Consider the following 6,816-nt stretch of genomic DNA (forward strand, 5'->3'; position numbering starts at 1 on the left):
TTCTGCCGCCGGACCGGCAAGGCCATCCTGCCAAATTGGGAGTCAACTGTCCAAGGGCCCCTGGAGTATCCACACGCCTTCGCCGCCCCAACCTGCTACGCCCCATCAGATCCTGCCCGTATTACCGCAACGCCGCTCACCTGCTGTTCATCCCGGCGTCGTCCTTGCTTTTCCTTGGCCCGTTAGGTTGGGGCAGTGGTGCCTGAACCCTTCCTTCCTGACTCCGGGCGCCGGGTGTTTGTTGCCCTGGGTGACTCGTTTACCGAGGGTGTGGGGGACCGGGATGAGCGGCTGCCCAACGGGGTGCGCGGGTGGGCGGACCGGGTCGCGGAGAAACTTGCCAAGGCGCAGCCCGGGTGGAGGTACGCCAACCTGGCCATCAGGAGCAAGCGGCTGCGGCACATCATCGACGAGCAGCTGGAGCCCGCCGTGCGGATGCGGCCCACCCTGGTCACCCTCTACGCGGGCGGCAACGACATCCTGGACCTGAAAACGGACATGCCCGCGCTGATGGCGGACTACGAACAACTCGTTGCGGAACTCGCCGCCACCGGGGCCACCATGGTGCTTTTCACCGGGTTCGACGTCAAGGTGTCCGCGCTGCTTGAACCGCTGAAGAAGCGCAACACGTATTACAACCAGCGGGTACGGGAGATCGCGAACACTCACGGTGCCGTCCTGGTGGACTACTGGTGTTTGGACGCCTTCCACGACCGCCGGATGTGGGACTCGGACCGGCTCCACATGTCCAAGGCAGGGCACAAGTACCTGGCCGGGCAGGTACTGGACCAATTAGGGGTGCCGCACAAAATCAAGCCCAAGGACTGGGAAGTACCGCCCAGGATGACCCTGCGGGAATGGGAACGGCGCCAGCGGCGCTGGGTCCACGACTGGGTCCTGCCGCTCTTCGGCCGGAAGCTGCGCGGCGTCACCCTGGGGGACACCCTCACCCCCCGCTGGCCGGCGCCCGTGAAGGTGCCCCGGAAGGGCGGGTTGAAGAAGCTGGCGGCGGAAAGGTACGACGGCGGCGCCGGGCCTTAAGGGGCAGGTGGGGGAGGGGTGTCCAGCAGGTTTTCAAACCCCGGCGCCACCCGGCCGGCGTGGAATTCCAGCACCTCGAAGTCGGCCACGCCGTTGGTGTAGAACGGGTCCAGCGCCAGGCTGGCGTCGAGAGTTTCCCGTTCTGCCTGCGACAGCAGCAACCCTCCGGTGCGGGGGATCTTGCGGCCGGCGGCGATAAAGACGCCGTCGTCGAACGCCTTCTGCAGCCAAGCAATGTGCGCGTCGTTGTGGAAGTCGACGATCTCCTGGGGCACGCGGTAGGTCAGGGAGACAACATACATGGGCCAAGCCTACTGGGGCCGGACGGGCTACTTGAAAGATCAATCGTAGAATGGCAACCATGACCGAACCCCGCTGGCTGACCGCCGACGAACGCCGTGCCTGGCTGGCACTGGTGAGCATTAATACGCTGCTGCCGGCGGCCCTCGACACCAGGCTGCACACGGCGGGGAAGCTGTCCCTCTTCGACTACACCGTCCTGGCCATGCTCTCCGAAGCCGAGGACCGGTTCCTGCCCATGAGCGAACTCGCTGCCCGCAGCAGCGCCTCCCTGTCCCGCCTCTCCCACGTGGTGACCAAGCTGCAGAAGCGCGGATGGGTGGAACGCCGCCCGCACCCGTCGGACGCGCGGGTCACCACGGCCCACCTGACCGATGAAGGCATGGCCACCATTGTGGGCCTGGCCCCGGCGCACGTCGAGGACGTGCGCGACCTGTTCCTTGACGCCCTGACCGAGCAGGAAGTTCTGGACCTGGCCCGGATCGGGGAAAAGGTAGTGGGACGGCTGGACAAGGACCACTGGATCCTGCGGGAAACCAAAAGCTGACCTGCTGATTGGTTGCTTCCGGCAACGGGTGGCAAACTGACCGCATGGATTTTTCTTCCCGGTTCGTGGCCCTCGGCGATTCCTTCACCGAAGGCGTGGGTGACGACGACCCCTCGCGCCCCAACGGTGTCCGCGGCTGGGCGGACCGGGTGGCCGAACAGCTCTGCGCCGCCGATCCGGACTTCGGCTACGCCAACCTGGCCATCCGCGGCAGGAAACTCCGGCAAATCCTGGCCGAACAGGTGGACGCCGCCGTCGGACTTAATCCAACCCTGGTGACCATCTACGCCGGTGCCAATGACATCCTGCGCCCCAAGGTGGACATCGACGACCTGCTGGTGGGATACAACGACGCCGTCGGGAAGCTCGCCGCCACCGGCGCCGCCGTGGTGATGTTTACGGGTTTCGATGCCCGGGGGTCCAAGGTCTTCGGCACCATGCGCGGCCGCACCGCCATCTACAACGAACTGGTCCGCGGGATCGCCGGGGACCACGGTGCCCTGCTGGTGGATTACTGGCGCTTCAGCGAGTACTACGACTGGGGCATGTGGGCGCACGACAGGATGCACATGTCCGGAGCCGGCCACGCCAACATGGCCAAGCGCGTGCTTGAGGTCCTCAAATACGAGCACTCCATCGATGTCCCGCCCATGACGCCGGTGCCGGAACTGAGCGGCGCAGAGGCCCTCCGCGCCAACGCGCAGTGGTTCCGTGAGTACGCCGCGCCGTGGGTGGTCCGCCGTGTCACCGGCAAGTCATCCGGGGACAACCTGCAGCCACGGTATCCGCAGCTCACCCGCCTCTAGCGGGAGCGCCGGCAGGGCCATCAGGCCGGTTGAAAGGCCGGCGTCGCCAGCATCGAACCATCGGCGCGGATGGCCAGCACCGCGACGTCCCAGTTGTCGGCGGCCCGGTCCAGCATCCGCGTTCCGCCGGCAACAATCGCCGTGGCCAGGACATCAGCGGTGACGATATCCGTGGCGGCCACCGTGACCTGGACAAACTCGGCGCTGGTTCCCACCCGCCAGATGTGCTCACCGCGTTCAGCAGAGCCCGAGGTGGCGATCGCGCGGTGCGGGCTGTTCCCGCCCAGCGGATAGCCGGTGATGAGGGTGCGCCGGTCCGCGGGGTCCACGATTCCGGCCTTCCACGCTTCACCGCTGCCGGGCGCGGGTGAGCCGCTGACCAGCACATCGCCACCTGCATTGAGGCACCAATCGCGCCGCCCCAACGCCAGGAGCGAGGTTCCCGCCTCCCGGATGGCGTGGCCCTTGATAATCCCGGACAGGTCCAGCACGCCGTCGGGCCTTTCGGGGGTGAACGCGCCCTCGGTGCGCAGGCGCCATTCATGCGCCTCGGCGTACCGCTCGCGCATCCGGGCCGAGGCCTGGGACAGCTTCAGCTCACCGCGGGCCAGCCTGCCTGCTTCCGAATCGGGCCTGTACAGGCTGAAGGTTTCGTCCAGGTCCCGGAAAAGAAGTTCGACGACGGCGGTTGCGGCAGCGAGCTCGTCGGGCCCCGCGTGCCCTTCCGCCGGGTTGCCCACCGGCAGCGTCAGGCCGATGACCGTACCCATGCATTCAAAAGTGCGGGCCTTGAGGACAGTGTCGCCGGTGCCCGGCAGGGGGTCAGAGATTCGCTGCATCGAGGGCTGCCTGGAGTGAGGTCAGGTACGCGTCGCTGGTGATGGTGGCGCCGCTGACGGTCTGGATGTTTGCTGACTGCGCGGCCAGGACCTTGCTGCGAAGCAGGGGGGCCGCGCGGTTGCTGATCTGCATGGACTTGCCGTCCGAATTGGTCAGCTGGAGTGCCGTGACATCGGTGATCTTGCCGTTTGCCACCGTGATCTGGACCTGGACCGGACCAAAGCGCGTCTGCACGGTGCTGCCCTTATAGGTGCCCGAGGCAGAGGAGTTAGGGGAACCGGAGGACCCTGAGGAGCTGGACGAACCCGACCCGCCCCCGGACCCCGTGGATCCGGACGCACCCGTGCCGGACGACCCTGTGCCGGATGACCCCGGGCCGGTGGAACCTGTGGTGCCTGTCGCCGTCGTACTTGATGCAACGGTACTGATGCCGTTGACCTGGGTGCCCGTCTGCCAACCAGCCAGGAGGATCCCGGCGGAGGCCAAAGCTGCTGCGACTGTTCCGCGTAATTTCACCAGTCAAACCTTTCGTGATGGATCTGTTCCCCGGGGACGCCGGCTTTCCCGGCATCCGCTATGACGTTGGCCGCCCACGCTGCGGGACCGCAGACGTAGACGTCCGCATCCCTGATGTCCGGCACGTAGGAGGTAAGGCTGTAGCCGTTCTGCACTGCATCCTCGGGAAGCCAAGGGGACTTGGTGCGGGCCCGCGGACCGGTGAGGTGGAAGAGCCTGACCCCGCGGGACTGGCAGAGGTCAAGGATTTCGCTGCCCAGGTAAAGCTCCTGCTCCGTGCGCCCGCGGAGCAGGACCGTGGCCTCGCCGGGGGCAAACGGGGTGGTTTCCAGCAGCGCCCGCAGGGGCGTGATGCCGATGCCTGCGCCGATCATCACCACCTTGTTCTTCGTCCGGGCGGCCGTGCTGAGCAGGCCGTAAGGGCCTTCCAGGGCCACCTTGGTGCCTTTCCGCAGCCGGAGAAGCTGGGCGGAGCCGCTGCCAAGGTTGCGGACGGTCACCCGCAGCGTCCCCTGGCCGTCGGGACCATTGAAAACCGGCTCTGCGGACAGGCTGAAGGGGTGGGGGTGCCACCACATGCCCGGGGCCAGGAAACGCCAGATGAAGAAACGGCCGCCCGTCCCAGCCAGCTGGTCCAGCTTCCGGCCCTGCATCACGATGTTCACCACGCCCGGCGCCACAGCCTCCACCCGGGACACGGTGAGCTGGTGCCGCGCCGTGGCCAGCACCGGCTCCAGGATGCGGAAGTACACCAGGGCGCTGCCGGTGTAGATGCAGATGGCCAGCCAGTACCAGCACTGCCAGGTGCCGGCGGCAAAGAGGCCGCCCACGCTGAACTGGTGCGGGATTGATGTTGCGACCGCCGCGTAGGTCAGCAGATGCACGACGTACCAGAACTCGTAGGGGAAACGACGGCGGACAGCCACCAGGGACGTCACGACGACGGCGATAAACAGCGCCATGGACACGAAGGCCAGCCACATATCGGGGACCTGGACCCACAGGTTGACGGCCTCGCTGACAGGGTCCAGCCCCTCGGCCATGCCGTATCCGATGACGAGCAGGAGGCCGTGTGCCAGGAGGAGGTAAAGGGAGGGCTTGCCCAGCTTGCCGTGGAACTCGAGGGCACGGTCGTGGCCGATGGTGCGGTCGATGAACGGAATCCTTGCGGTCAGGAGCAGCATGAGCAGGACCAGGTCCATGCCCGCCAGCCCGGCCACGATCCCCGCAGCCGTGAACAGGGAGGCGGGGGAAGTAATGTTGGTGGCACCGCCGTCGGCAAGCCACAGTGCGATGGCAGCGGCAACGGAGGCCCACGCAATGACGGTAAGCAGGTCCGCCCGCAGCATGCGCTGCCGGTACTGGCGGGCGAACCAGCCGCGGGGCGGTCTTTTCCCGGGGGAAAGCTCCGGGCGGCCGGAGCTGCTTGCGGCCGGTGATGCCGGCAGGAGCTGTGTGTTCATGCATCTAAAGATGTGGGGGGAAGCTATGTCCCTGCTGTGAATAGGGGCCAGCCCAACCTGTGCCTTTGCGCCCCCCGCGGCCTCTTATACACCCGATTGGTCTTTAATTGCGTCAACTCGTAGACTTGGTAGGCGCTAAGTGCGCGGAGCGTGCGCAATTGCTCCGGTTGCCCGGTAATTTTCTCCAGGGTGGCCGGTAGTTAGGGGCTCAAGTTGCGTAACTAACCGTTGCCCGTACATTCTGTGGGTCGCACTTGGCAGCATGGTCCAGCAGCAGATATGCGGATCATTACTTTCAATTCTTGAGGAGAAGTCATGGCAGCACACTGCCAAGTGACCGGGGCCGAGCCGGGCTTTGGGCACAGCATTTCGCACTCGCACCGCCGCAACAAGCGTCGGTTCGATCCGAACATCCAGAAGAAGCGCTACTGGGTTCCGTCCCTGCGCCGTAACGTCACCCTGCAGGTTTCTGCACGTGGTATCAAGACCATCGACGTGCGCGGCATCGACGCAGTCGTCGCCGACATTCTGGCTCGTGGGGTGAAGCTCTAGTGGCTAAGGACAAGGACGTACGTCCCATCATCAAGCTCAAGTCGACCGCGGGCACGGGTTACACCTACGTAACCCGCAAGAACCGTCGTAACGACCCGGACCGCATGGTCCTGAAGAAGTACGACCCCAAGATCCGCCAGCACGTCGAATTCCGAGAGGAGCGCTAAACATGGCTAAGAAGTCCAAGATTGCTCGCAACGAGCAGCGCAAGGTCATCGTTGAGCGTTACGCTGCCAAGCGCCTCGAACTGAAGAAGACCCTGGTTGACGAAAACGCAACCGACGAAGCACGCGAAGCAGCCCGCCTGGGCCTGCAGAAGCTGCCCCGCAACGCGTCCCCGATCCGTCTGCGTAACCGCGACATCATCGACGGCCGCCCCCGTGGCACCTTCCAGAAGTTCGGCATCTCCCGTGTCCGTTTCCGCGACATGGCACACCGAGGCGAACTCCCGGGCATCACCAAGTCCTCCTGGTAATCCAGCACCGCTGATTCCAGCTGCTTGAGAAGGGCAGGCAACCTTAGGGTTGCCGGCCCTTCTGCGTTTAACCCATCCGGTAGTCGGTGGTTGAGCCTGTCGAAACCCCTGGGCACCGCGCCCCTTGGAGCATGTGCGGCAGCACACAGGGCGGAATGACGACGCCGGTAGGCTGCTTGGGTACCTGGCCGCGGGTTTCGCCGCGGAATCCCGGGGATTACCAGCCCCGGGTTGCCCGGTTTGCGGTGGGGGCGGGGTGCGTGTATTGTTTTCTAA

Annotated in this window: 10 protein-coding genes; 6 read left to right on the top strand and 4 right to left on the bottom strand. The window is 65.6% G+C overall.

Annotated features, from left to right (window positions below):
- Positions 1-195 precede the first annotated feature (195 nt).
- A complete protein-coding gene (locus VXJ37_RS20535; protein WP_331324854.1) occupies positions 196-1,041 on the top strand; it encodes an SGNH/GDSL hydrolase family protein in 846 nt (281 codons plus the stop codon).
- Here the strand turns inward: VXJ37_RS20535 and VXJ37_RS20540 are convergent.
- The gene (locus VXJ37_RS20540) at positions 1,038-1,343 is read right to left on the bottom strand and encodes a YciI family protein (protein WP_331324855.1); all 306 of its coding nucleotides are present in this window, start codon (positions 1,341-1,343) and stop codon (positions 1,038-1,040) included. The genes VXJ37_RS20535 and VXJ37_RS20540 overlap by 4 nt on opposite strands.
- Positions 1,344-1,402: 59 nt before the next feature.
- Between VXJ37_RS20540 and VXJ37_RS20545 the strand changes: the two genes are divergently transcribed.
- Positions 1,403-1,888 carry a MarR family winged helix-turn-helix transcriptional regulator gene (locus VXJ37_RS20545; RefSeq protein WP_331324856.1) on the top strand — a complete coding sequence of 162 codons (486 nt, stop codon included), beginning with the start codon at positions 1,403-1,405 and terminating at the stop codon, positions 1,886-1,888.
- 44 nt (positions 1,889-1,932) lie between these two features.
- Positions 1,933-2,694 carry an SGNH/GDSL hydrolase family protein gene (locus VXJ37_RS20550; RefSeq protein ID WP_331324857.1) on the top strand — a complete coding sequence of 254 codons (762 nt, stop codon included), beginning with the start codon at positions 1,933-1,935 and terminating at the stop codon, positions 2,692-2,694.
- Positions 2,695-2,714: 20 nt separating this feature from the next.
- Here the strand turns inward: VXJ37_RS20550 and VXJ37_RS20555 are convergent, their stop codons facing one another.
- Genes VXJ37_RS20555 through VXJ37_RS20565 form a run of 3 tightly spaced genes read right to left on the bottom strand, consistent with a single transcriptional unit; the run spans position 2,715 to position 5,513 of the window.
- Positions 2,715-3,533: an FAD:protein FMN transferase gene (locus VXJ37_RS20555; protein WP_331324858.1), complete on the bottom strand. Its 819-nt coding sequence runs from the start codon at positions 3,531-3,533 to the stop codon at positions 2,715-2,717.
- Complete coding sequence (locus VXJ37_RS20560) at positions 3,517-4,050, bottom strand: FMN-binding protein (RefSeq protein WP_331324859.1); 534 nt, start codon at positions 4,048-4,050, stop codon at positions 3,517-3,519. The genes VXJ37_RS20555 and VXJ37_RS20560 overlap by 17 nt, the downstream gene beginning before the upstream one ends.
- On the bottom strand, positions 4,047-5,513 hold the full coding sequence (locus tag VXJ37_RS20565) for a ferredoxin reductase family protein (RefSeq protein WP_331324860.1): 1,467 nt from the start codon (positions 5,511-5,513) through the stop codon (positions 4,047-4,049). The genes VXJ37_RS20560 and VXJ37_RS20565 overlap by 4 nt, the downstream gene beginning before the upstream one ends.
- Positions 5,514-5,828: 315 nt before the next feature.
- Between VXJ37_RS20565 and rpmB the strand changes: the two genes are divergently transcribed.
- From rpmB to rpsN, 3 genes are read left to right on the top strand one after another with little or no spacing between them, the layout of a single operon-like run.
- On the top strand, positions 5,829-6,065 hold the full coding sequence (gene rpmB, locus VXJ37_RS20570) for a 50S ribosomal protein L28 (RefSeq protein WP_018763944.1): 237 nt from the start codon (positions 5,829-5,831) through the stop codon (positions 6,063-6,065).
- Complete coding sequence (rpmG, locus tag VXJ37_RS20575; RefSeq protein WP_013602737.1) at positions 6,065-6,232, top strand: 50S ribosomal protein L33; 168 nt, start codon at positions 6,065-6,067, stop codon at positions 6,230-6,232. Before rpmB ends, rpmG begins: the two co-directional genes overlap by 1 nt.
- Positions 6,233-6,234: 2 nt before the next feature.
- Positions 6,235-6,540 carry a 30S ribosomal protein S14 gene (gene rpsN / locus VXJ37_RS20580; protein ID WP_015938870.1) on the top strand — a complete coding sequence of 102 codons (306 nt, stop codon included), beginning with the start codon at positions 6,235-6,237 and terminating at the stop codon, positions 6,538-6,540.
- Positions 6,541-6,816 lie beyond the last annotated feature (276 nt).

The sequence above is a fragment of the Pseudarthrobacter phenanthrenivorans genome, from assembly GCF_036455295.1.
Lineage (GTDB): Bacteria > Actinomycetota > Actinomycetes > Actinomycetales > Micrococcaceae > Arthrobacter > Arthrobacter phenanthrenivorans_C.

Bases quoted from the DNA above. Each gene is read 5' to 3' on its own strand.
- VXJ37_RS20555 (WP_331324858.1), bottom strand. From the start codon at position 3,533: ATGCAGCGAATCTCTGACCCCCTGCCGGGCACCGGCGACACTGTCCTC.
- rpsN (WP_015938870.1), top strand. From the start codon at position 6,235: ATGGCTAAGAAGTCCAAGATTGCTCGCAACGAGCAGCGCAAGGTCATC.
- rpmB (WP_018763944.1), top strand. From the start codon at position 5,829: ATGGCAGCACACTGCCAAGTGACCGGGGCCGAGCCGGGCTTTGGGCAC.
- VXJ37_RS20540 (WP_331324855.1), bottom strand. From the start codon at position 1,343: ATGTATGTTGTCTCCCTGACCTACCGCGTGCCCCAGGAGATCGTCGAC.
- VXJ37_RS20545 (WP_331324856.1), top strand. From the start codon at position 1,403: ATGACCGAACCCCGCTGGCTGACCGCCGACGAACGCCGTGCCTGGCTG.
- VXJ37_RS20550 (WP_331324857.1), top strand. From the start codon at position 1,933: ATGGATTTTTCTTCCCGGTTCGTGGCCCTCGGCGATTCCTTCACCGAA.
- VXJ37_RS20565 (WP_331324860.1), bottom strand. From the start codon at position 5,513: ATGAACACACAGCTCCTGCCGGCATCACCGGCCGCAAGCAGCTCCGGC.